At 45.8% G+C, this 22,593-nt stretch carries 20 protein-coding genes; 9 read left to right on the top strand and 11 right to left on the bottom strand.

From position 1 onward, the window contains the following. Positions 1 to 17 precede the first annotated feature (17 nt). Positions 18 to 866, bottom strand: a complete 849-nt coding sequence (locus Q1Q15_RS16455; RefSeq protein ID WP_300462324.1) for a mechanosensitive ion channel domain-containing protein — start codon at positions 864 to 866, stop codon at positions 18 to 20. A 375-nt stretch (positions 867 to 1,241) separates the two neighbouring features. On the opposite strand from Q1Q15_RS16455, the gene Q1Q15_RS16450 reads away from it, so the two are divergent. The 3 genes from Q1Q15_RS16450 to Q1Q15_RS16440 are packed head-to-tail and all read left to right on the top strand — an operon-like array spanning position 1,242 to position 2,937. Continuing rightward, positions 1,242 to 1,646 (top strand): DUF599 domain-containing protein, encoded by a 405-nt coding sequence (locus tag Q1Q15_RS16450; RefSeq protein ID WP_300462322.1) that lies wholly within the window; start codon positions 1,242 to 1,244, stop codon positions 1,644 to 1,646. Between the two features lie 36 nt (positions 1,647 to 1,682). Continuing rightward, a complete protein-coding gene (locus Q1Q15_RS16445; RefSeq protein WP_300462320.1) occupies positions 1,683 to 2,354 on the top strand; it encodes a 2-oxoacid:acceptor oxidoreductase family protein in 672 nt (223 codons plus the stop codon). Next, entirely contained in the window at positions 2,314 to 2,937 is a 624-nt protein-coding gene (locus tag Q1Q15_RS16440) for a thiamine pyrophosphate-dependent enzyme (protein ID WP_300462318.1), read from the top strand. Before Q1Q15_RS16445 ends, Q1Q15_RS16440 begins: the two co-directional genes overlap by 41 nt. 167 nt (positions 2,938 to 3,104) lie before the next feature. On the opposite strand, the gene Q1Q15_RS16435 is transcribed toward Q1Q15_RS16440, so the two are convergent. Continuing rightward, positions 3,105 to 3,989, bottom strand: a complete 885-nt coding sequence (locus Q1Q15_RS16435; RefSeq protein WP_300462315.1) for a mechanosensitive ion channel — start codon at positions 3,987 to 3,989, stop codon at positions 3,105 to 3,107. A gap of 74 nt (positions 3,990 to 4,063) precedes the next feature. Beyond that, positions 4,064 to 4,453, bottom strand: coding sequence for a CoA-binding protein (locus Q1Q15_RS16430; RefSeq protein ID WP_300462312.1), 390 nt, complete (start codon positions 4,451 to 4,453; stop codon positions 4,064 to 4,066). 152 nt (positions 4,454 to 4,605) lie between these two features. Between Q1Q15_RS16430 and uvrB the strand changes: the two genes are divergently transcribed. Beyond that, a complete protein-coding gene (gene uvrB, locus Q1Q15_RS16425) occupies positions 4,606 to 6,591 on the top strand; it encodes an excinuclease ABC subunit UvrB (protein ID WP_300462309.1) in 1,986 nt (661 codons plus the stop codon). Between the two features lie 5 nt (positions 6,592 to 6,596). Next, entirely contained in the window at positions 6,597 to 8,420 is a 1,824-nt protein-coding gene (gene uvrC, locus Q1Q15_RS16420) for an excinuclease ABC subunit UvrC (RefSeq protein ID WP_300462306.1), read from the top strand. Between the two features lie 75 nt (positions 8,421 to 8,495). Here uvrC and Q1Q15_RS16415 read toward each other — a convergent pair whose 3' ends face one another. Continuing rightward, on the bottom strand, positions 8,496 to 10,256 hold the full coding sequence (locus Q1Q15_RS16415) for a flagellar assembly protein A (RefSeq protein ID WP_300462304.1): 1,761 nt from the start codon (positions 10,254 to 10,256) through the stop codon (positions 8,496 to 8,498). 156 nt (positions 10,257 to 10,412) lie between these two features. On the opposite strand from Q1Q15_RS16415, the gene Q1Q15_RS16410 reads away from it, so the two are divergent. Then, the gene (locus Q1Q15_RS16410) at positions 10,413 to 11,870 is read left to right on the top strand and encodes a 30S ribosomal protein S1 (RefSeq protein ID WP_300462301.1); all 1,458 of its coding nucleotides are present in this window, start codon (positions 10,413 to 10,415) and stop codon (positions 11,868 to 11,870) included. An 11-nt stretch (positions 11,871 to 11,881) separates the two neighbouring features. On the opposite strand, the gene Q1Q15_RS16405 is transcribed toward Q1Q15_RS16410, so the two are convergent. Next, positions 11,882 to 12,775, bottom strand: coding sequence for an alpha/beta hydrolase (locus Q1Q15_RS16405; RefSeq protein WP_300462298.1), 894 nt, complete (start codon positions 12,773 to 12,775; stop codon positions 11,882 to 11,884). Positions 12,776 to 13,145: 370 nt separating this feature from the next. On the opposite strand from Q1Q15_RS16405, the gene nhaD reads away from it, so the two are divergent. Next, entirely contained in the window at positions 13,146 to 15,011 is a 1,866-nt protein-coding gene (nhaD, locus tag Q1Q15_RS16400) for a sodium:proton antiporter NhaD (protein WP_300462295.1), read from the top strand. 273 nt (positions 15,012 to 15,284) lie between these two features. On the opposite strand, the gene Q1Q15_RS16395 is transcribed toward nhaD, so the two are convergent. The 5 genes from Q1Q15_RS16395 to Q1Q15_RS16375 all read right to left on the bottom strand — a co-directional run bounded on the left by Q1Q15_RS16395 (position 15,285) and on the right by Q1Q15_RS16375 (position 20,738). Then, positions 15,285 to 16,268: a response regulator gene (locus Q1Q15_RS16395; RefSeq protein WP_300462293.1), complete on the bottom strand. Its 984-nt coding sequence runs from the start codon at positions 16,266 to 16,268 to the stop codon at positions 15,285 to 15,287. Positions 16,269 to 16,339: 71 nt separating this feature from the next. Beyond that, entirely contained in the window at positions 16,340 to 17,059 is a 720-nt protein-coding gene (locus Q1Q15_RS16390) for a pyridoxine 5'-phosphate synthase (protein WP_300462290.1), read from the bottom strand. Positions 17,060 to 17,079: 20 nt separating this feature from the next. After that, positions 17,080 to 17,544, bottom strand: coding sequence for an rRNA maturation RNase YbeY (ybeY, locus tag Q1Q15_RS16385; RefSeq protein WP_300462287.1), 465 nt, complete (start codon positions 17,542 to 17,544; stop codon positions 17,080 to 17,082). Further along, positions 17,441 to 19,813: an HDIG domain-containing metalloprotein gene (locus tag Q1Q15_RS16380; protein ID WP_300462285.1), complete on the bottom strand. Its 2,373-nt coding sequence runs from the start codon at positions 19,811 to 19,813 to the stop codon at positions 17,441 to 17,443. The genes ybeY and Q1Q15_RS16380 overlap by 104 nt, the downstream gene beginning before the upstream one ends. After that, on the bottom strand, positions 19,794 to 20,738 hold the full coding sequence (locus Q1Q15_RS16375) for a PhoH family protein (RefSeq protein WP_300462283.1): 945 nt from the start codon (positions 20,736 to 20,738) through the stop codon (positions 19,794 to 19,796). Before Q1Q15_RS16375 ends, Q1Q15_RS16380 begins: the two co-directional genes overlap by 20 nt. 108 nt (positions 20,739 to 20,846) lie before the next feature. Between Q1Q15_RS16375 and Q1Q15_RS16370 the strand changes: the two genes are divergently transcribed. Together Q1Q15_RS16370 and mazG are read left to right on the top strand one after the other, a co-directional pair. Continuing rightward, the gene (locus tag Q1Q15_RS16370; RefSeq protein WP_300462281.1) at positions 20,847 to 21,368 is read left to right on the top strand and encodes a CvpA family protein; all 522 of its coding nucleotides are present in this window, start codon (positions 20,847 to 20,849) and stop codon (positions 21,366 to 21,368) included. Further along, positions 21,356 to 22,141 (top strand): nucleoside triphosphate pyrophosphohydrolase, encoded by a 786-nt coding sequence (gene mazG, locus Q1Q15_RS16365; protein WP_300462280.1) that lies wholly within the window; start codon positions 21,356 to 21,358, stop codon positions 22,139 to 22,141. Before Q1Q15_RS16370 ends, mazG begins: the two co-directional genes overlap by 13 nt. On the opposite strand, the gene Q1Q15_RS16360 is transcribed toward mazG, so the two are convergent. After that, a complete protein-coding gene (locus Q1Q15_RS16360) occupies positions 22,129 to 22,587 on the bottom strand; it encodes a hypothetical protein (RefSeq protein WP_300462277.1) in 459 nt (152 codons plus the stop codon). The two genes, mazG and Q1Q15_RS16360, sit on opposite strands and share 13 nt — an antisense overlap. Positions 22,588 to 22,593: the final 6 nt, after the last annotated feature.

The raw sequence follows: 22,593 nt of genomic DNA, 5'->3' as shown, positions 1-22,593 counted from the left end.
TGTGTTTTGTCCCTGCGTTATTCCACCTTGTAGGTTACCGTAATCATCCAGGGCGCATAATCTTCAGAGGTGGTTTTGAGTAATTGGACCACCCTTTCTTTGAACGTGTCTTCGATAATTTTGATCTGCCCCGGCCAAAGTTTGAATTTGATTCGCAAATAGCGCCATTGAGCATCACTGACCTCCTTTATCCCAAAGAGTTCCGGGGGAGTCAGAATGATAGATTTGTGCTGTTGATACATGGCGTTGGCAATGGCATGAACCGCTTGGGATATATTCTTTTCATTGAGCCGCTGGGGCAATTGAATGTCGACGTAGGCGCGGATACAGCCGCCTCGAAACTGGCTAATGACAGCAATATTTCTGTTGGGGATCAAAATTCGCTGGCCATGCAGGTTAATGAGTGCGGTAAATCTGAGTCCAATGATATCAATCCTGCCAATTTCATCGCCCAGCTTAACCACTTCTCCGATATTGAGGGCATCGGAAAAAATCAACGTGAGACCAATCACCAGATCCTGCACAAAGCCTTGCAGACCAAAACCGACAGCCAATCCGATAACGGTTGCACTGGCAAAATAAGTCGTCAAAGAAATTTTAAATTCGTGCAGTATCATGCCGACAGCCACAAAATAAATCGTAAACGTCACCGCGTTTATCAAAAGGGTAATGATGGTGGTAATTCGGGGATATCTTCGGGGCAGGTTCAGCTCGGCGGTTTCTTTGGGATCCAATTTCATGGTCAACAGGTATCGGCTGAACCGGCGGATGAGTTTGACGGTAAAATGTGCGGCCACGGTTAACCCGATGATCAAGAGAATTCTTATCAAGGGGTTGATATCTGCCAGGAAATTTGTCAGCTTCATTTTTTGATGCCAGTCCGATGGAAAAAATAATTGTTTTGAGTTTGATTTCATGCACGGTGCGCTGATCCTTTATAGCCGAGAACAACCCCGTTCGCAAGTTTTTTTTAATCAAAGTAGGCTTTGTAACACGGCGATCTATCCTTCAACCGGATGGGTTTCCTGATCTGAATCCAATACCCGTTTAATTCAAAATCAGAATGGCTGGTGATTTGTAATTATCCTTTTTTATTAATTTGTGGTAAGTATTTGCTGGATCTTTATCATAATTTACATCAGAATTACGGTTAATAGAGTGAGCTGGAAAACACGGACTGGTGTATCATTGATACACTATTTAAAAACTGCATTTTACATACCATAAGCAAAAGATAAAATATGTCCATTATACCGATATACGAAACTATTCTGGTTTTTTCTACGGCTGTCGTTATCATCGCCTACCATATAAACCTTTATATAAAGGTTCATCGGGATCCCTTGACAACAGCCATCGGGATTACAAATCACGCACGGCAAATGTGGGTCAATGGTATCATGAAAGACGGGAGAGACATCCTGGCGGTCCAGACGCTGCGCAATCAATTGATGGCGGCCACATTTTTAGCGTCTACGGCATTCCTTATCTGTCTTGGGTCCCTCAACGCTGCTTTTCGACCAGGGGTATTCAGTGAGGTTTCCCATGCGCTCAATGTGATGGGGACAAAAAATGAAGCGTTCTGGATGTTGACAGGCAGCCTGGTACTGGTTGCCGTCCTATACCGTCTGGATCGAGAGGCTTAACGGATGAGGGTGTCCGCATGGTTATAGGAGGTATGAATGACAAAAACATACGATTTTTCAGACTACGCAGACATGATAATTGTTTTGTCTGGAGCGGCAGGTCAGGGCATCAAGACAGTGGAACAGGTGCTGACCCGGCTTTTAAAAAAACAGGGGTTTAATGTTTTTTCCTGCAAAGAATATATGTCCAGAGTCCGGGGAGGCGTTAATTCCATTCAAATTCGAATATCACCCCAGAGAGTTGACGCCTGGGTTGACCGGATTGATATTTTGCTTCCTCTTTGCTCTGATCTGTCACGACTGGATCACCGAATCAGCAGCAAAACCATGATTATCGGAGAGAAAAACAAGATAACCACACAACGACCCGTTATCGATTTTTCATTTCAAGCGGTTGCAGCGGCTGCCGGAAATAAAAGATATTCCAACACGGTGGCATCCAGCCTGATTCTTTCATTGCTGGGTCTTGATCCTTTCCTGCTTGATACCTATCTGAGAAAAAAATTTGCCAAAAAATCGCAAAAGACGATTGATGAAAATATTGCAGCCATGAATATGGTGTTGGGCGCCTGGTATGCCGGTGCGCGAGGCTTTGCCACAACCTCTGGGGGCGGTTTTGCATTGATGGGTGAAGCCATGAGCCCTGCCGGTTGCTCTTGCCGTAAAAATGGCGAACCCTTCCCTGACGGTTATTGCCGAAGGGGGTGACGGTGATATGTACGGTGAAGGCGGCAATCATTTTCTTCACACCATTCGCCGGAATATCAATATTACCCATATTGTGCACAACAATATGGTTTACGGTCTGACAAAAGGACAGGCATCACCGACAAGCCAACCCGGGATGAAAACGGGTGTGCAGGTCAATGGGGTTGTCAATGAACCGTTCAATCCCCTGGCTGTCGCCATCTCTTTAGGCGCAGGGTTTGTGGCCCGGGCCTATTCAGGAGAAGGTGAACAGACAAAGGAACTGATTCAAATGGCCATTAACCATAAGGGGTATGCACTCGTTGATATACTGCATCCGTGTGTTTCGTTTAACCAGACAAATACGGTTAAATGGTATGAAGAGAACACGTGTACCATTGAGGCCCATGATGAAACAAATTGCAGTAAAGCATGGGAGATGGCGATGAAACCAGGGAAACTGGGTCTGGGAGTGTATTACAAAAAAGAAGGGAGCAAGACATTTACCGATTCTTTGCACTGTTATCAAAAGGATACATCGCCGCTTTACAAGCGCAAACGGGAACAAAAAAAGCTCACTGAACTGATTCATTCACGGATTTAAAGAATGACAAAGTGTTGCCCTTTGGCCATACCCGATATCACTGTATGGCGGGATTTGGGACAACACGGTCTGTTTATGGTACAATCAGCCAGAAAAAATGGCAGGATATTCTATTTCAGTACCTGGGTGAACCCGGTGCCTGAGTCAGGGGGGATCATTTAACGGGGTTATCCCTCAAGTTGTTTGGGCAATGCAATTGATGAAGATGCCAACAGTTTTATCCCCTCTGTATTTTCCACAAAAACCTGGAGGTGAGGAAATGGGATTTCTATGCCGGCCGTGTCCAGGGCTTTCTTGCTTTTTTCCGTGTATTCAAAGAGAAATGAAGCTTGTTGCGCAGGATTTTCAATCCAGAATCTCAACTGCAGATTAACGCTGCTGGCATCTAAATTTGTGACAACGACAACGGGAGGCGGTTCCGTCAAGATCCGGTCATCATTTTTGGGAAGTTCCAGTAAAATAGCCCTTGCCGTATCAATATTTTCTTTGTAAGCGATCCCCACGGGTATTTTTACCCGTATCCTGGGCGTTATGGTGTAATTGATAATCCGCTCCTGGGACATCCGCTGGTTGGGAACGACAACGGTTTCATTGTCAAAGGTTGTCAGAACAGTTGTCCGCAGACGGATCTGTGTAACCGTTGCCTGCAAGGTGCCCAGGGCAATCCAGTCACCTTCCCTGAAAGGTCTGTCAATGATGATGACAATCCCGGATATGATATTTCCCACGGTGTCCTTAGCCGCAAACGACAAGGCCAGACCCATTACCCCGACACCTGCCAGCAACGATTTGATGTTGATCTGTAACTGGTCTGCAATGGTCAGGATGGCAAATATATAAATTCCGGTCTTTGCCCCCCGAAGCAGTAAATTAATGGCCTGCCGCTCTATTTTTGCCCGGGTCAAGGTGGCGGTAAGGGCTTTTTGAACGATTTTGTTGGCCAGCCAGAACAAGAAAAACAGCAGCATTGCGCTGACCAGATTTGGAATATAGCTGATAATAAGGGTTGTTATTTTCTGGACATCAATGGTGGTCTGGATATTTGAAAACATCGGATTCCTTTCATCTGATTGGACGTTATATTCTTATGACATAATCTAATCGACTGAAATATTTTTCTTCTGGATCAATCCAGCCTTGGGGGCTGAGGGATGGAGAACTGGTTGGTTTTCAGCAGCACAAGGGTGCAGGCTTCCACCACTTCAATACCCGCCTGTTTTAATTGATCGTAGACGGCCTTGTTTTCCGTATCCGGATTAAAAATGACCCGTTTGGGCCCTAATTTGATGATATCTTTGATAATGGGCTCCTGTCGTGACGGACTCACATACAGGGTGACGGTATCAATTTTTTCCGGTATGTCTTCAAGATGTTGGTAAACTTTTCTCCCCTCTATGAGTGCATGCGTTGGTGCCACAGGTATGGGGGTGTGATGGTATTGGGCCAGCATGCGGATGGCCTTGTTTGAATATCGGTCTTGTTTCGGACTGGCGCCGATGACGGCAACTATTTCCATGGCAGGATTCCTTTTATGAATTTAAATCTTAATGGACGGTATCATTACATATTGTTTCCACATTTTCAACTTGATAACATATGAACCGGTCTTAATTTGTAAAGACAGGTATAAAGACAAACACGAAATTTCAAAAGGGTGGTCACACAATTATGGGGTTGTTTAATTTAGTGTCAGAATTTTCTCCCACCGGAGATCAGCCGGCGGCCATAGAGTATCTGTCAAAAGGGGTCCTGAATAATGAACCGCACCAGGTTCTTTTAGGGGTCACCGGGTCCGGCAAGACCTTTACCATGGCCAATGTCATTGCAAGGGTCGAAAAACCCAGCCTGATCATCGCGCCCAACAAAACCCTGGCAGCCCAGCTGTACAATGAATTCAAGGCACTTTTCCCGGATAATTGTGTGGAGTATTTTGTGTCTTATTATGATTATTATCAGCCGGAAGCCTATATCCCTTCAAGTGATACTTATATCCAGAAGGATTCATCCATCAATGAGGTCATTGACAAGATGCGCCATTCAGCCACGCGATCCGTTCTTGCCAGACGGGATGTGATCGTTGTGGCCTCTGTGTCCTGTATTTATGGCCTGGGTGCGCCGGAAGATTACCTGGCGTTACGGGTGACGTTGACCACGGATATGGAAATTTCCCGGGAACGGGTGTTGGAGAAGTTTGTCAATATCCAGTACACCCGGAATGATACGGATTTTCACCGGGGGACCTTCCGGGTCCGGGGGGACAGGGTGGAAATTTTCCCGGCCTATGAAGAAGACAAAGCCATTCGAATTGATTTTTTCGGAGATACCATTGAAGGTATTTCAGAAATTGATCCGTTAAAGGGGGATGTGCTCCAACACTTTGACCAGACCGTGATTTATCCGGCCTCCCATTATGTCACCCTGCAAAAGACTCGAAAAAGGGCCATGGAAGCCATTGTAGAAGAATTGAAAATCCGGCTTGACTATTTTTATAACAACAACAAACTTGTGGAAGCCCAGCGCCTGGACGAAAGAACCCGGTATGACCTGGAAATGCTGGCTGAAATCGGGTACTGCAACGGGATTGAAAATTATTCCCGGCACCTGACCGGTCGAAAACCCGGAGAGCCCCCCCCAACCCTCCTGGATTATATCGGAGAGGACTTTTTACTGTTCTTTGATGAAAGTCATATCTCTGTTTCTCAGCTGGGAGCCATGTACAAGGCCGACCGGTCCAGGAAAACAACCCTTGTGGAGCACGGGTTCCGACTGCCCTCCGCCATTGATAACCGGCCTCTTCAATTTGAAGAATTTAAGCAAAAAGTGCCCCAGGTGGTGTATGTGTCTGCCACGCCGGCAGACTATGAAATGGAAAAGGCGGGGGGCAAGGTTGCTGAACAGATCGTCCGGCCTACGGGACTGCTTGACCCTGTTGTGGAGATCCGGGGGGCCAAAAACCAGGTGGATGATCTGTATGAGGAAATCCTGAAACGGGTGGCGGCCAAGGAACGGGTCCTTGTCACCACCCTGACCAAGCGAATGGCGGAAGACCTGACCGATTACTATGCCGATCTGGGGGTGAAGGTAAAATATCTTCATTCTGATATTGGGACCATGGAGCGGATTGATATTATCCAGGATCTTCGAAGGGGCTTGTTTGATGTGCTCATCGGGATCAATCTGCTCAGAGAGGGCCTTGATATTCCCGAGGTCTCGCTTGTGGCCATTCTGGATGCAGACAAGGAAGGCTTTTTACGGTCTTTCCGCTCCTTTATCCAGATTTTCGGCCGGGCTGCCAGAAATGTATTTGGCCGGGTGATCATGTATGCGGACAAACACACCGCGTCCATGAAACGAGCCGTGTCAGAGACGAAGCGACGTCAAAAAATCCAGCGAGCCTATAATGAGACACATCATATCGTGCCCACCACCATCCAAAAAAATATTCATCTGCTGGATTATCCCTCCCAGGTGCCTGTCCTTGAAGGGACTGTGAATGAGGATATCCAGGCATATGAGGCCCAGGAATTGAATCTCGAGGATATTGTCAAAGACCTGGAATATAAAATGAAAATCGCCGCAGAAAACCTTGAGTTTGAACGGGCTGCAGAATACAGGGATAAAATTAAAGAATTGATGGATATCAAAGGGTTTTGACTCCCATGATCCGCTCCATACTTGAAAAATACCAGCAAACCCCTCCCAGCCCGGGGGTTTACCTGATGAAGGATGCCAAGGGCAGAACCATTTATGTGGGTAAAGCCAAAAATTTGAAAAAGCGGCTGTCCGCCTATTTTATAAAAAAAAACAATCATGATGCAAAAACACGGGCCTTAATTGAGATGATCAAGGATTTTGATATCATTATCACGTCTTCAGGTCATGAAGCCTTTATCCTTGAGTCAAACCTGATCAAAGAATATGCACCCAAGTATAATGTGATTCTCAAAGACGGGAAAAATTATCCGTTGCTCAGGATAGATATGAATGAACCCTATCCGGCCATCCAGCGGGTCAGAAACATAAAAAAAGATAATGCCCTTTATTTTGGGCCCTATTCATCCAGTCTCAGTGTGAACAGAACCCTGAAGCAGATTCAAAAAATATTTAAATTGAGAAAATGTAAAAATACCCAGTTTAAGAACCGGTCCCGGCCCTGCCTTAATTTTCAGATCAAAGCCTGTCTTGGCCTTTGCTGCAATGATGTCTCTGCTGTGGAATATAAAAAGCAGGTTCAGGATGCCATATTGTTTTTAAAGGGAAGATCACAGCAGGTGGTCAAAAAATTGAAGGCCCGCATGATGGCGCATTCTTCATGTCAAGAATATGAAAAGGCCGCTGAGCTCAGGGATGCCGTCAATGCCATTGAAAACATCATGGAAAAGCAGGTGGTGGTCAGTCCGGACATGAAAGACCGGGATATTTTTGCCGTTGCTGCGGGCAAGGGCCGGGCGGTGATTACGGTGATGATGGTTCGAGCCGGGTTTCTCATTGATACCGCACATTATCCCCTTGATCTGGGGTTTAAGGTGCCCGAAGAGATGCTGTCGGCCTTTCTGGAACCGTATTATCGGCATAGCGGATTTTTGCCGTCTTTTATTCTGTTGAGCCAAAAGATTGAAAATAAGGTGTTCCTGGAACAGCTGTTTACGGATAAAAAAGGAAAAAAGGTGAGCCTTCATGTCCCGGTCCGGGGGGAGAAAAAACGGCTGGTTGAAATGGCCCAGGTCAATGCCCACCGGGAACTTGAAAAAAGAGTGCTCAAGGAAGAAGCGGAACGGGCTACCCTTTCCATGCTCAAGGCGTTGTTGGGAATGGACGCATGGCCGTCCCGGATCGAATGCTTTGATAATTCCAACCTTTCAGGACAGGACCCGGTGTCTTCCATGGTGGTGTTTAAAGACGGCAGGCCCTATAAAGAGGGATATCGAAAATTTATTATCCGGGATCTTGATTTTCAGGATGACTACGCCTATATGTTTCAGGTACTGAGTCGGCGGTTTTCCAAAGGCCCCTCCCAAATGGCATATCCCGATCTTCTGGTGGTTGATGGCGGAAAAGGTCAGCTGGGAATGGCTTTGGCCGTCATAAAAGACCTGAAGATTGAAAATAGATTTATGGTGGCAGGGCTTGCAAAAAAGAATGCGGCAAAGGGAGAGGCATTTGATAAGATTTATATTCCCGGGCGATCCAATCCCTTAAATACCCGCCAGGCAACCAAGGCCTTGTACCTGTTACAGCAGATCAGGGATGAAGCCCACAGGTTTGCCATAACCTTTCAGAGACATCGTCGGGAAAAACGGGCAGGGCGTTCCATCCTGGATCATATTCCCGGTATCGGCCCAAAGAAAAAGAAGGTGTTGCTGATGCATTTCAAAGGGGTGGCCCGTATGAAGGCCGCTTCGGCTGAAGAAATTGCCGCACTTCCGGGAATGACGGTTGAACTGGCCAACACACTGATACAGGCTCTGGCACAAAAGAATTGATACCCTTATCCGGTGCAGGGTTTTCCAAAAAGAATTGAATTTTGTGATAAACGGGTGAAGAGGAAACCCGGTGAATCAGTATTTGAACTCAAACCCCTTTTTGAGAGAATAGGTTGCGGTGACATTGATGTACTGATTTTCTTTGTCACTGGATTCAGTCATAAAGTCCGGCTTGCTTGTCTTTTTATCATCAACCCTGCCCGTGAATATCTTGATGGTGGCGGCCCGTCTTAAAAATCCTTCAATGGAAAGGGTCATGGATGTCATTCTCTGGTTGATCTCGACCATTTCTTTGTTCAGTCCGGATTCTTTTTGCTTGCAGATGTTGATGGCATGTGGGATTTTTTCAAGGGTGTTAAACAGGTTTTTGACCGTGGCGACAACTTTTGTGTTATTCTTTTTTTGAATAACCGCCATTTCCCGGTTAATGGTGTCATAATCCATGGTATGGGTCGCAAGGATAAGCTGTTTGATGTGGGGTGCCAGGTCAGGATTTGAAAGGGTCAGTTTGATCAGTCGTTTTAATTCCAATTGCAGGGTGCCCATTAACAGGTTTTGCGTGTTTTTCAGGTTTGATTCTTTTTCGATCAACTCTTTCAGGGCGGTCGTTATCCCCTCTTTTTCCTTAAACAGGGTATGTCCAAAATGGATGATATTTTCTCCTGAGAAATACAAATGGGCCAGAGAAAGGCTGTTGGCCTCCAGTGTATTATTGGTGATCAGGCCCTTGTTTTTTTTAAAGATGAGGGTTGGTGAAGAAATTTTTGAATCAATCAGCTCTTTGGTAATGGTTACGGTGCCGTGTTCGGATATGATCTGTGAACGGCTGGCTGACTCAATATGGATGTCTTTTGATGCCCTTACACTGCTGCCGGCCCAGAGCGTTTTAAGGATCGCCTTATCATTGGTAATGATGTCGCCACCGTCAACAACATTGGCTTCAACCTTTCCATTGACCCGGATTTTGAAGCCATTACAGATCACACCGATTTTCATGCTGATGGGACAGGTATACTGGGTACCCACGTTTCCCGTAGAGTAGTCGAGTTTTTTTGTTTCTATCTCATCACTGATATCAATACCGACAAGCGCATTCTGGGCATTTCTTTCAAGGATGATAACGCCTGTTTTTGCGGCTTGTAACAGGTATCCCTTGGACTGTTCGATTTCAGACAGGTCATCTATCCGTTTTACGCCGGGTCCGACCTTGATGGCGAGTGGTTTTGCTTCTTCAACGGGGATGACGGTACCGTCAAAGGAGAGCCCTTGCCGCCCCTGTATTTCGTTGGTAATATAAAGCAGGTTATCACCGGCATTAATGATGGGGTAGTTGTTGAGTTCTTTGAAATCAATTACCCCGGTTTTTGAGAGTTTGCCCGGTGTATATTCATGAGCAAAAAAAGATTTGGCAATGGCACCATCAATACTTTCAGCGTAAGAAAGGCCCTTGACGAAAATTTCCAGTTCTGTTGGTGTCGCAATGGCTTCAAAGTTTCGGATGATAAGGGTTGCATCATCCGGGGGATTTTCTCTGGCATCCGTAAGACTGGCTTCAACCGTTTCCTGTTGGCCCTGTGGAATGTTTTTTTTCAACAATTCCATTAATTTAAAAACATATTCCCGGGGCTTGATATTAAATCGAGGCATCAACTGCAGGAGTGCCTTGTTAATCACTTCATCCGGATAGAGTTCCCGGTTGATTTTGACGTGCAGTATGGATGGATCAATCAGTCGGGAAATATACTTGAACAGGTTTGTTTCAAGAATATTTGCTTTTTCCTGTATCCTTTCAGGGGTGAGACCAGGTTCCGGATTCTGTTCAGATGTTATCTTCAATGATAGAAAACCTTGTTATTATGATAATTTTAAAATACCATACCTTTTTTTGTCATAAAAAAAAACCGTTTTCATCGGTTTTTTTAACTTTACACTTTGACTGGTAACGTATAGTACAGGATGCAGGATGAAAAATTTGTGTTTAGGAGAATAAAAATGACCGATCCGATGGATGACAATGAAGTTGACAATACGGATGAAATGAGTTTTGCCGAGCTTTTTGAATCATATGATTCTAAAAGCAGCCGTGAGTTGACCCAGGGGGATATGGTTGATGGAGAGATTATTTCCATTGGCAGTACCCGGGTATATGTTGATACGGGAACCAAAAGTGACGGTGTGGTGGAAAAAATAGAACTCTTGGATGAAAACGGGGACTTCCCTTACAAAACGGGGGATAAAATAAAATTGTATGTGGTCTCCTTAAGCGAGAGTGAAATCATTCTGTCCAAGGCACTCTCCGGCGCAGGAAAGGCCACAATGCTTGTGGACGCATCCCGGAACAGGACCCCTGTGGAAGGAAAAGTCATTGGTGTGATTAAAGGGGGATTCAGCGTGGACATATTGGGCAAAAGAGCCTTTTGTCCCGTCAGCCAGATGGATGTGAAATATGTGGAAAACCAGGAAGACTATGTTGGGCAGACCCATCATTTTTTAATTACCCGGTATGAAGAAGGCGGAAGAAATATTGTCATTTCAAGGCGGGACTTGTTGAATGAGGCGATTGAAGAAGCCCGGAAAGGGTTTTTTGAGCGGGTAAAAGAAGGAGATACGGTTCCGGGTATCGTCACCAAGTTGATGTCATATGGGGCATTTATTGAACTGATCCCCGGGGTTGAGGGGATGGCCCATATTTCAGAGCTGTCCTGGTCCCATATTGAAAAACCGGAAGAGATCCTTCAACCCGGCGATGCAGTGACGGTAAAATTATTAAAAATAGAATCCTCAAAAAAATCCGATGGCCTGAAGATTTCTTTGTCCTTGAAACAGACATCTGCCAACCCCTGGGACAGCATGGGAAGCACATTTAATACAGGAGATCAAGTATCCGGCCGAGTGGTCCGGCTCACCTCTTTTGGTGCATTTGTGGAAATTGTACCCGGTGTGGACGGCCTGGTTCATATCAGTGAAATGAGTCATACCAGAAGAGTCCTCAAGCCCGATGATGAGGTTCAGGTGGGAGACCGTATCCAGGCAGTAATCAAATCCATTGATATGGACAGCCGGAGAATTTCGTTAAGTATTAAGGATGCATTGGGGGACCCCTGGACTGGGGTTTCTGCCAAATATGAAATCGGTTCAATTGTAGAAGGGCACCTGGAAAAAAGAGAAAAATTCGGTCTTTTCATTACGCTTGAGCCCGGAGTGACGGGATTGATGCCATCCTCCCATATCAGCAATGCAACAAAACCGTCGGACTTTGAAACCTTAAAACCCGGAGATTCGGTTCAGGTAATGATTCAGGCCGTTGATGAGGAAAGCAGAAGACTTACCTTGACATCACCGGATCAAAAAGATACCGACAACTGGAAAAAATTTGCCGGCAGCAAAGATTCAAGCACCATGGGAACCATGGAGAGGCTGTTACGTGAGGCCATGAAAAATAAAAAATAATCTCCCGGTTTTCAGGAATATTGTTGAATAAAATGCCCCATCACTTGAATGGCCTGTCTTCCTTCGGAAAGATATTTGGCAAAATAGGGCCATACATGAAACATTCCTTCCCATATTTCCAGGCGGACCGTTGCGCCGACGGCTTGCAGTTTTTTTGCCAGGATTCTGGAATCATCAATCAAAACTTCATGTTCTCCCGTTTGAATCAGAAGGGGGGTTATCCCGGAAAACGTATTGTTAATGGGAGATATCAAGGGATTTGACAGGTCTTGATCCGTATAAAGACGGGCTGTTTTTTTCAAAACAGGCTGGCTGAGCAGGGGATCTTTTTCCCGGTTTTCATGGTGAGATGGATTTTTACACTCCAGGTCAATCCATGGTGAGATCAATACCGAGCATGCCGGCAAAGGGGCAGCCTGCTTCAGCAATCCGGACAAGAGGGCAAGGCCAAGGCCTGCCCCGGCAGAATCGCAAACCAGACTTATTCTATGGGGGGCCGGATAGGTTTCCACCAGCCAGTGATATACGGTTTTCACATCGGTAAGTCCCTCGGGGAATGGATGTTCAGGGGCCAGGCGGTAGTTGAAAAGTAACACTTTTGCCCTGGCAGCGGTTCCGATTCGTGAGGCAAGGTCTGTGTGGGAGGTGATGGAACCGGCAATATATCCCCCCCCGTGGACGTACAGGATAATTCGGTTTTCATTGTGGTCTGACGGTAACAGCCATTGTGCTTCAATGGCCTGGATATGAAACGGTTCAACCGTTACGGCCGGGTCCGGTTTAAAGGCAAGACTGCTTTTTTCAAGAAGGGTGCGATACCGCTCAACACCGATAGTCTCAAGGGTGGGGCATGATTTCAAATATCTGAAAATGGTGGATAAAATGTGTGATGTGGGTTTGTTCATAAGCATCGCTCCTCTACGAGCCGCCCAAACACGGAGTTTCCGGTCAGGCACCCGTTAAGAAAAGTTATCACAGTTTGACAAAAAACCAAACAGGTATAAGGAAAATAGATAAAAATGGAAAAGCAGCGCTTGATAACGAATGTTGATGGAGTATGGTTAACAGATCGGCTGTTTAAAACACATGAAGTAAAATAAAGAAATTGCTTTTTCCCCAAATATCTATTAATAACGTACGGTGTTTTTTATATTAAATTTTTGCCAGGCCCTTGGATTTTGTTCAAGATGCGGGCTCTCCTTCATGTCAATGGGTGGGCCTTTTTCTTTGTTGGCGTGACCGGGGGACCCTGGAATTAAAAAAAGGATTCAGAAAATGAAGAAAATATTTTTTTTGCTGCTCGCCCTTCTGGCTGCACCGGTGTTGGCCGGTGCATCAGGTGGAGGGACAGCGCACCCGGAACTAATTGATTTAACAAAAACCATATACGGGTACCTGGGGATCGGGCTTTTTGTGGCCGCGTATATGCTGGTGCCCCTTGAAAATACGATTCATCTGCGCAAGAGCAAACCCGTGCTCCTTGCCGCCGGTATTATCTGGGTCCTGGTTGCCCTTGCCTATATGAGCATCGGGGATACCCATACGGCCCACGAAGCCATTAAGGACAGTCTGCTGGAATATGCAGAACTGTTCCTTTTCCTGCTGGTCGCCATGACCTACATCAACTCCATGGAGGAGCGGAACGTTTTCCAGGCCTTGAGGGCATTTCTGGTTTCCAAGGGATTTTCCCTGAGGCTTTTGTTCTGGATCACCGGCCTTCTGGCCTTTGTTATTTCTCCTGTGGCAGATAACCTGACCACTGCGCTCCTCATGGGTGCGGTGATCATGTCTGTCGGGGGGGACAACAAGAAATTTGTTGCCCTGGCCTGCATCAATATCGTTATTGCGGCCAATGCTGGTGGTGCATTCTCTCCGTTTGGAGATATCACCACCCTGATGGTGTGGCAGAAGGGAAAAGTGGCCTTTTCCGAATTTTTTCATATTTTTATCCCGTCCCTGGTCAACTGGCTGGTGCCGGCCATCTGCATGAGCCTGGCCGTTGAAAAATCTTCGCCCAAGAAACTGGACGATAAAGTGGAGATGAAGTACGGCGCCAAGGTCGTGATCGCCCTTTTTCTGCTGACCATTATCACGGCGGTCAGCTTTCATAATTTTCTCCACCTTCCCCCGGCAGCCGGCATGATGCTGGGGCTTGGGTATCTGGGGTTTTTCAGTTACCACATCAAACGCAGAGAGGGGCGGCAGCTGTTTTATGACAATATCCTGGGTGCCCGGAAAAAGAGCACGGCAACCACATCCCTGTCGGTGCTTCAGGGCAAGACCTATCAAGAGATTACCGGGCTCATCAACGACCTGCCCACGCCTGCCTTTATCCTCAATCGGGATCATGTGATCACCCATTGGAACAAGGCCATGGAGGTTTTGACCGGTGATTCCGCCAAGGACAAGATCGGAACAAAAGATCAGTGGAAGCCGTTTTATTCAAAAGAGCGGCCCCTTCTTGCCGATATGGTTCTGGATGGTGGATCTAAGCACATGATTGACAAGTTTTACCCCGGTAAAATCATGGCCAACAATTTTCTTGAATCTGCCTATGATGTGTCGGATTTCAACCCTGCCATTGGGGAGAAAGGGATGTGGCGTTATTTTACTTCAGCGCCCCTCAAGGATGAGAATGGCCAGGTGGTGGGCGTCATCGAAACCATTGAAGATATGAACGAGTTCCAGGGGACCCGGAAAAGTTTTGACATCATGGAGAGAATTGCCCGGGCCGAGTGGGACACCCTGCTTTTCTTCTACGGGGTAACCCTCTGTGTTGGTGGTCTGGGGCAGTTCGGCTACCTGGGCCTGGTATCCAATTTCATGTACGGAGATCTCGGTCCCACAATCGCCAATTCCCTTGTGGGCGTTCTCTCGGCCATTGTTGATAATATCCCGGTCATGTTTGCGGTTCTTAAGATGGACCCGGTGATGTCCCATGGCCAGTGGCTGCTGGTGACCCTGACGGCGGGTGTGGGGGGAAGCCTTCTCTCCATCGGATCAGCCGCAGGTGTTGCCCTGATGGGAACGGCCCGGGGGGTCTATACCTTTGGTGTTCATCTCAAATGGATGCCGATTATAGCCCTGGGGTATATCGCCAGTATTTTTGTTCATCTCTTCATTAATGCCCATTATATGTAAGGGGATGGTGTTTGAACGAAAACTCACCCATCTGCTGCGTTGCCGCAAAATCTTGAAATCCTCATGTACTATAGTACACTCCGGTTTCAAGATTTCTCGCGCCTTGCATATGGGCAACTTTTCCCTCAAACACGGCGTTTCTGGTCAGGCACTATTATAGAAGATGAATATGGGCCATGGCCCTGCCAGCGGCAGGGCCATGGCTGTTTTTGGGCCATACCGCCCCGGTCTTAACCGGGCACAATCAAAGGGGGGCTGATTTTTCCAGGGGCCTTAATCCAGATCTGAAAAGTCAAAGTCCGGATATAATTTGTCACAGCAGGCGGGACAGATCCCGTGGGAAAACACAATGGTTGAGAAATAATCTTCCACCGGCACCCACTTGCCCTTTTCCATTCGAATGCTTTTACAATTTGCACAGATCGGGAGAACGTCCTTTGAGATGGTGTCTTTTTGGGCGAGGAAGTGCTGGATTTTTTTTCTAAATTCAATCCGTTTTGTGATATCCCGGACCACAACAATGGACCCCTTGAATGCGTTTGTATCGCTAAAAAAAGGGCTGCAGGCCAACTCCACGTGAACCGGCTGTTTGTTTTTATGGTGTATCTGTATTTCGTACCGGTTGGTTAATCCTTTTTTCCTGTTCAGTATCTGTTGCTGGACGATTTTATAACTGTCTTCAGTGGTGAAGCGTTTAATATTTTTTGCCAGTATGTCTTCACTTGAAAAGCCAATCATGTCACAGAAGGCCGGGTTGGTATAGGTAAAGTTTTGATTCTCATCCACGGTGAAAACACCCTCGGCAATATTTTCCGTAATGGTTCTGTATTGGTGTTCACTTTTTTCAAGCTGCTGTCGATATTGCCTGTTCTCCTGGACTAACCGTTTGTTTTCAAAAACTTTTTGAACGGTATGACGGATCATGTCAAGGTCTTCAATGGGTTTTGTAATGTAATCTTTAGCACCCATCCGGAGGGCTTTGATAACATCTTCTTTTCTGCCGGTACCGGATACCACAATCAATGGCGTATCCGGTTTGGCGTAAAGGATGGTTTTCATGACATCAAAGCCATTTTTCCCGGGCATTTTTAAATCCGTAATCACCAGATCAATGGGTTCGTTGAAAAAAATATCCAGGCCACGGTCACCATTTTCTGCCGTAAAGACAATATAGTCGTCATCTTCAAAAAAATAGGTCAGGCTGTCTCGAATGAAGATTTCGTCATCAATGATCAGTATCGTTTTCTGGTCTGTCATCACTGTTTCCGGAAAATTACAAATTTTTTTAGAGTTTAAAGGACGTTACCATACCATGCTTTTGAACAATGTTAAAGGGCTAAAATTAATTGTTTCATATCCCTTACAGCCTGTTCCATTCCTGTCAGGATCGCCCTTGCGACAATGCTGTGTCCAATGCTGAATTCGCTGAATTCGTGAAGTCCCGCAAACGCTTTAATCGTATTATAGCAAATGCCATGGCCGGCATTGACCTCAAGGTTTAACTTGGTCCCGATTTTTGCAGCATCAACGATTCTTGATAATTCTCTTGTTTTCTGGTCGCCTGTTGTTGCATCGCAAAAAGCCCCTGTATGGATCTCGATCATATCCGCATCTATTTTATGGGCCATTTTTATCTGGTCAAGATCCGGGTCAATAAAAATACAGACCGCAATGCCGGCATTTTTTAAGGTCGTTACCGCTTCCCGGACAGGGCTTTGATGGGTGATCAGGTCCAACCCCCCCTCAGTGGTTAATTCTTCTCTTTTTTCCGGAACAAGGGTGACGCAATCCGGTTTGATGTCCAGGGCAATTCCTAACATTTCAGGGGTAGCGGCCATTTCCAGTATCAGTTTGGATTGTACGATTTTTCTTAACAGCCGGACATCCCTTTCCTTGATATGCCGGCGATCTCCTCTTAAATGGACAACGATGCCATCCGCCCCTGCTGTTTCAGCCGCAACGGCAGCAGCTATGGGTTCGGGGTAGTTGATACCCCGGGCATTTCTTAACGTCGCCACATGGTCTACATTTACGGCAAGTCGAGCCATTTGTTCTCCTCCTCCACGGGTTAAAAAAAGGTTAAGTCTTTATTGGGTTCTATTTTTCGCAACAGCTCAAGGCTTTTGTCTTCCATTTGTTTTGCATCCGACACCCCGGTCTCGTGATCAAATCCCATCAGATGAAGGGTGCCATGGATCAGCAGCTGGGACAGTCTTTCAACCAGGCTGATGTTTGCCTCATCCGCTTCTTGTTGAGCGGTTTCACAAGAGATGACCACATCCCCCAGAAGACCGGGGGAAATATCTGCAAATTGACCTTCCTGCATGGGAAACGCCAGAACATTGGTGGGTTTGTCAATCCCCCTGTAAGTGTTGTTGAGCGCCTGGATGTGTGCATCGTCCGTAATTAAAATGGATATTTCATGGTCATCACAACCCAAGGCGTTTAAGATCTGTTTTGTCTTTTGGTGGATGATGGCCGTTGATAGTTTCTTTTTTTCCTGATTGTCGATCAGTATCTTTAGCAGTGCCATTTTTCTCTTTTCTCTTTTCCTGGGATTTGTCCGGGTATTCGATGCGGCTGTGATAAATACTGGTTAAAATATTATTAAAGCTTTTGGCAATCTGGTGAAGATCTTTTAACGTTAATTCGCATTCTTCCAGTTGCCCGTCAGCAAAAATATCGTTAATCAATTCTTTGACCCGTCCTTGAATCCTCGCGGGTGTTGGTCGTTCCAGTGCTCTAATAGCCGCTTCGACAACATCTGCCAGCATGACAATCCCGGCTTCCCGGGTTTGGGGCTTGGGTCCCGGGTATCTGAAATCCTCTTCTTTTGCCGTGGTATTGCCGCTTTTTAAGCTTTTTTGATAAAAGTATTTGATCAGGGAGGTGCCATGATGCTGAATAATGCCTTCGATGATATCATTCCCCAGTTTGTTTTTTTTTGCCAGCTCGATCCCTTTTTTCACATGCCCGATTAAAACAAGGGCCGACATGGACGGCGAAAGCTTGTCATGTCTGTTTTTACCGTCTGCCTGATTTTCAATAAAATACAGTGTTTTGCCCAGTTTGCCAATGTCATGGTAATATCCCATGACTTTTGCCCTCAGCGTGCTGGCGTCTACGGCAGATGCCGCCGCCTCCGCCAGGGTGGCGACAATGATGCTGTGGTTATAGGTCCCGGGAGCTTCGATCATGAGTCTTTTGATCAGGGGCTGGTCAAGGTTTGAAAATTCTAAGAGTTTAGAGTCTGTTGTATAATCAAAAAGAAGCTCAATCAAAGGGGTGAATCCGATGGTAATGATGGCCGAGAAAAGCCCCCCGCAAAAGGCCAGAACCACTTCTTTTGCCAGAATAATGATATCGGGCTGGGCCAGGGAATAAAACCCCAGGGAAATGGCCAGGATAACATTAAAGATGGCCAGTTTGAAGCCGGCAATAATAAAGGTTTTCCTTTCCTGCCGTTCTTTGATCCAATAGGCAGCGGTAATGCTGGATAAAAAGAAAAAGATAAAGACCTCAAAGCTGCCTGAAAATGCAAGGCTGGTGAGCAGGGAAAGGATGATGGTGAAAAATACGGCAATGTCAAATCCCAGGAACAGGCAGGTCAACATGGCCGCTGCCGGGATGGGGATGATCATGAAAAATGACATCCGGGAGATATCCCATGTCATTTCAGAATTTGTCGACTGGGCAATATAGATTGAAAATCTGGCAAAAGTGAGATACAGGGCAAGGCCCAGCACCAGAAAGAAGATGTGCTTATTATGATCTGTGCGCAATTTTTTGTGGTCCTTTAAAAACAGAACATACACCACCAGTATGGAAAAAAAAGTGATTAACGCTATCCCTGCACTGGAAATGAAAACCCCTTTTTCTTCCACCTGTTCCTGGAGGGCTAAAAGTTTGATCAATTGGGCGTGATCGACCCGTTCCCCTTCTCTTAAAATCATTTCACCGGATTTGATCTGATACAGAATCGGTTTGATCTGGTCTCCAGCCATCTGTATCCGTTTTTCCGTCTCGTTTTTATTTAAAGTGATATTGGGTTGCAGCAATCGTTGACACAGGTCAACGATCACGTCGGAAAGATCATGGTTGATGCCCTTTACTACGGGTTCACCTTCGATTCGAACCATGGTCTTCGCCTGATCCGGACCGTAATAGACTTTTAAATTATTGACGGTGCGCTCTTTTTCAGAGTCGATGGTTCGAAGAACAATGCCCTTGTTTGATTCTTTCAGTAAGATCTCTTTGTTTGCCACAACACCATTGGTCAGGATTTTATTCACTATGGTTTTGATCTTCCGGGCAATGTCAGGGGAGAATTGATGTTTGAATAAAACAGCATAGGCCTCTTTGCTGATTTCGATGCCCAGTTTTTCTTCAAACGCCGGTTTGGTGTCTAATACAGTTGCCAAAGTGGGGCTCGGTTCCTGGGGGTTTTCTTCTGATTTTTTGAATAATTCCCGGGGGATTTCTATGGCAGCATCAATGTTGGCCATCATTTTTTTTATCAGGTTGGCATCAAAATCATACACCATTTTAATGGCGGCACTCACTTCATCTTTCTTCAGGTTTGTTGATTCCGTGTCTTCAATAAAGAAATCTTTGGGTGCTTTGATATCCCTTTTTGCAATATCCCCGATACGATAGGAATAAGACAGTTTACTTTGTTTCGGGTAATGGGTAAAGGTAAAGATTACGGTGATAAGGACCAGCATCAACCACAAAACAGCTGGGTTTATCAAAAGAAATTGTTTTACCTGCTGGATATTGGTTTCAGTTTTGTTTTTTTTCATATGCATCTATAATGTTTGATACAAGTTTATGGCGAACAACATCATTCTTTGAAAAATATATAAATTCAATTCCCTTGATATGGGTTAAGATTTTTCTGGCTTCAATGAGGCCGGATTTTTTCCCGGACGGCAGATCAACCTGGGTGATATCACCGGTAACAATCGCTTTTGAACCATAACCGATCCGTGTTAAAAACATTTTCATTTGCTGGGAAGTGGTATTTTGTGCCTCATCCAGGATAATAAAGGCATTGTTTAATGTTCTGCCCCGCATAAATGCCAGCGGAGCGATTTCAATGATATCCTGTTCAATGAGGCCGTTTGCCCGTTCAAATTCCATCATGTCATAAAGGGCATCATACAAGGGCCGCAGATAGGGGGTGATTTTCTGGGCCAGGTCTCCGGGCAAAAAGCCCAGGGCTTCTCCTGCTTCTACGGCAGGCCGGGTTAACACAATTTTTTTAACTTCTCCTTTTGAGAATGCCGCCATTGCAAGGGCCATGGCCAGATAGGTTTTTCCCGTACCCGCAGGGCCGATGGCCATGAGGATGTCATTTTTCTGAATGGCCGCCACATAGTTTTGCTGGGAAAGATTCCGGGGGGTAATGGCTTTGTTTTTAACCGTTTTAAATACCGTGGTCAGAAAGATGTCTTTTAAACGGGCGGTTTTGTTGTTCTTCATGGTATTGATGGCAGCATCAATATCCGCTTCTTCAAATGAAAATTGGTTTTCCAACAGCTGATACATCTGGTTGACCAGTTGTTCGGCAAGATGAACATTTTCAGGATTGCCGTTCACCAGGATGGCATTTCCCCGGGTATGGATCTCAACGTTAAAGGCCTGGGAAATTTTGTCCAGGTTGGTGTTGTGATGCCCGAAAAGTTCCCTGGTATACGTCAGGTTTTGAAATGTTATATTTTTCATGGCCTATAGGGTGCAATTTATTTGTTTAAACGTCAATAAAAATCTTGACTAAAAAACGGGTTAATTGGTATTGGAAAGCCGGGGTTAATCAAAGCCAAAAGGGGAAACATGAACGCTTTTGATATTGCTGTGATTGTGATCGTTTCATTTTGTCTGATACGGGGACTTTTTAAGGGGTTGATTGGAGAGGTGTCCGGCACCATCGGCGTTGTGGCTGGGTTTTATGGCGCATATACCTATTATCCGCTGATCACCCCCTATGCTGAATCCTGGATTGCCAGTCCCGGTATCAGAAAATTGATTGTTTTTTTTCTTTTGTTCTGTGCAATTTTGGTCGCCATTGGTATTATTTCCATACTGATCCAGAAATTTTTGAATCTTGTTTTTTTAGGGTGGGTGGACAGAACCTTTGGCCTTGTTTTTGGGGCTGCCAAAGGACTATTGATTGTGTCGGTGCTGTTTATTATGATTACAACGTTTCTGCCAAAAGACTCACGCCTTTTAACCGGTTCAAAATTTTCGCCGGATGTTGCAAAAGTATCTAAAGCCATGACCGTGTTTGTCTCGAAAAATACCCGAAAAGATTTTATAAAACACCTGGAAGGAATTCAAAAAAATTGGCATCAATAGACCCCCTGCTGGAGATTGTCCGAACATTAAGAAGTGAAACCGGCTGTGTCTGGGACCGGAAGCAGACCCCTGAAACCATGTGGAAATGTCTTGTAGAAGAAGTGTATGAGCTGGAAGAGGCCATTGCCAAAAAAGACCTGCAAAATATTTGTGAGGAATTGGGCGATGTCCTGTTTCAGGTGGTGTTTATCCTGGAAATGTTTCAGGAGCAGCACGCCTTTACCTTTTCCGATGTTGTGGGCCAGGTGGCAAAAAAAATGATTCATCGTCATCCCCATGTATACGCGGATGCCAGTGTATCAACACCCGAAGAGGTGACCCAGCAGTGGGAATCCATCAAGGCCCTGGAAAACAAGGAAAAGGGTCTTACCCGGGCATCCGTACTGGATGCCGTTCCCAAGGGGATGCCATCATTGATTCGGGCTTTAAAAGTCTCCAGGTGTGCAGTAAAAGAAGGCTTTGACTGGGATACGATCCATGACGTGCTGGAGACTGCCAAAGATGAAATCGTTGAATTTGAAGCGGCTTTAAAATCCGGGGATAAAAACGAGGCCATGATGGAATTTGGAGATATCCTGTTTAGTCTCGTCAATGTGGCAAGAGTTGCAGATTTTCATCCGGAAATTGCCCTTGCGGTTTCCACGGCAAAATTTGAAGGCCGATTTAGAGCAATGGAAACCCGGTTAAAGGAGAAAAAGGTCAAACTGAAAGATCTTTCAAACAATCAAAAAGACCTGTTTTGGGAACAGGCCAAACAATCTTATGACAGATAATCTCCCCTCTGGAATTTAACGTATTCTGTTTGTGCGGTTACAATCGTCCGGGCGGCAATTTTTTTCAGGTTTGTGTCCGCATCGGTCAAACGCTCTGTCTCTTTTAACAGGGTACCGGCATCGTCCTTTATTTTTTCCAGAACCGGGGCAATACGCTTTAATGAGATGGTTGGGTTTTCAAGCTGTGAGGCGTATGAATCCAGCAATTCCAGGAGTTTGCCGGTTTTCCCTGAAACCACGTCTGAAGACGTTAGAATATTCAGGCCTTTAGCGGTGATTTCTCCTAAGGCATGGGGTGATGTCGATTCCATTTCAGGTGCCTCCGTTCTATCAAGGGCTTTGCCGAGGGCCGTCTCAAAGACGTCTGTTTTTTGATGATGCGAACCTTTGGGAGTCGGAGTGCCAAAAGATGGAGCGGATTCATTTGTCGGATTTATGTGGGTCATACTTAC

This window comes from Desulfobacula sp. (genome assembly GCF_030145145.1).
Taxonomy (GTDB): Bacteria; Desulfobacterota; Desulfobacteria; order Desulfobacterales; family Desulfobacteraceae; genus Desulfobacula.
The sequence above is the reverse complement of the archived record's forward strand: the minus strand, read 5'-3'. Positions and strand labels throughout refer to the sequence as shown.

What these genes read in the sequence shown, in the direction of transcription:
- Q1Q15_RS16440 (WP_300462318.1), top strand. Translation starts at nt 2,314, where the DNA reads ATGGCGAACCCTTCCCTGACGGTTATTGCCGAAGGGGGTGACGGTGAT.
- Q1Q15_RS16435 (WP_300462315.1), bottom strand. Translation starts at nt 3,989, where the DNA reads ATGTTTTCAAATATCCAGACCACCATTGATGTCCAGAAAATAACAACC.
- Q1Q15_RS16375 (WP_300462283.1), bottom strand. Translation starts at nt 20,738, where the DNA reads ATGAAAAATATAACATTTCAAAACCTGACGTATACCAGGGAACTTTTC.
- uvrC (WP_300462306.1), top strand. Translation starts at nt 6,597, where the DNA reads ATGATCCGCTCCATACTTGAAAAATACCAGCAAACCCCTCCCAGCCCG.
- Q1Q15_RS16380 (WP_300462285.1), bottom strand. Translation starts at nt 19,813, where the DNA reads ATGAAAAAAAACAAAACTGAAACCAATATCCAGCAGGTAAAACAATTT.
- Q1Q15_RS16395 (WP_300462293.1), bottom strand. Translation starts at nt 16,268, where the DNA reads ATGACAGACCAGAAAACGATACTGATCATTGATGACGAAATCTTCATT.
- Q1Q15_RS16370 (WP_300462281.1), top strand. Translation starts at nt 20,847, where the DNA reads ATGAACGCTTTTGATATTGCTGTGATTGTGATCGTTTCATTTTGTCTG.
- Q1Q15_RS16450 (WP_300462322.1), top strand. Translation starts at nt 1,242, where the DNA reads ATGTCCATTATACCGATATACGAAACTATTCTGGTTTTTTCTACGGCT.
- Q1Q15_RS16410 (WP_300462301.1), top strand. Translation starts at nt 10,413, where the DNA reads ATGACCGATCCGATGGATGACAATGAAGTTGACAATACGGATGAAATG.
- ybeY (WP_300462287.1), bottom strand. Translation starts at nt 17,544, where the DNA reads ATGGCACTGCTAAAGATACTGATCGACAATCAGGAAAAAAAGAAACTA.
- nhaD (WP_300462295.1), top strand. Translation starts at nt 13,146, where the DNA reads ATGAAGAAAATATTTTTTTTGCTGCTCGCCCTTCTGGCTGCACCGGTG.
- Q1Q15_RS16430 (WP_300462312.1), bottom strand. Translation starts at nt 4,453, where the DNA reads ATGGAAATAGTTGCCGTCATCGGCGCCAGTCCGAAACAAGACCGATAT.
- Q1Q15_RS16360 (WP_300462277.1), bottom strand. Translation starts at nt 22,587, where the DNA reads ATGACCCACATAAATCCGACAAATGAATCCGCTCCATCTTTTGGCACT.
- Q1Q15_RS16405 (WP_300462298.1), bottom strand. Translation starts at nt 12,775, where the DNA reads ATGAACAAACCCACATCACACATTTTATCCACCATTTTCAGATATTTG.
- uvrB (WP_300462309.1), top strand. Translation starts at nt 4,606, where the DNA reads ATGGGGTTGTTTAATTTAGTGTCAGAATTTTCTCCCACCGGAGATCAG.
- Q1Q15_RS16445 (WP_300462320.1), top strand. Translation starts at nt 1,683, where the DNA reads ATGACAAAAACATACGATTTTTCAGACTACGCAGACATGATAATTGTT.
- Q1Q15_RS16455 (WP_300462324.1), bottom strand. Translation starts at nt 866, where the DNA reads ATGAAGCTGACAAATTTCCTGGCAGATATCAACCCCTTGATAAGAATT.
- Q1Q15_RS16390 (WP_300462290.1), bottom strand. Translation starts at nt 17,059, where the DNA reads ATGGCTCGACTTGCCGTAAATGTAGACCATGTGGCGACGTTAAGAAAT.